1 protein-coding gene is annotated in these 343 nt (G+C 64.1%); it reads right to left on the bottom strand.

The features are described from left to right. Window positions 1-343, bottom strand: a 343-nt coding sequence (locus tag MLGJGCBP_RS51195; protein WP_201453377.1) for a hypothetical protein, incomplete at both ends; no start/stop codon positions are given.

Below are 343 nucleotides of genomic sequence, written 5' to 3'. Positions count from 1 at the left end.
GGCTCGTCGATGATCTCGTCGCCCTCCCGGGCGTGGATGAAGTAGAAGATGGTGTTCTCGTCGTCGACCGGCACGAACACCTGAGTGAATGCCCACCCCTCGGGCGCGGAGAAGAGGGCCCAGTTCGGGGCGACGAACTGGGTGGTCCTCACGTAATGCATCGGCGTGCCGTCCGACACTGCATTGCGGATGGCTGCGTACTGGAATCCATAGGGCAGGTTTTGGATCTCCAGTGTGGGGGCGCCGTCCACGAGTGTCAGGTTCTGCAGGCCGCCGCCGCCGGTGTAGTCGCCGCCGCCTGCCAGTCGGCGCATCAGATCGTTGTGCAGGAAGTTCGCATGCG

Origin of the sequence: Rhodococcus sp. T7, assembly GCF_009872365.1 — a bacterium.
GTDB lineage: Bacteria > Actinomycetota > Actinomycetes > Mycobacteriales > Mycobacteriaceae > Rhodococcus_F.
Note: the sequence above shows the minus strand (reverse complement) of the source record. Positions and strands in the feature narration are given on the sequence as shown.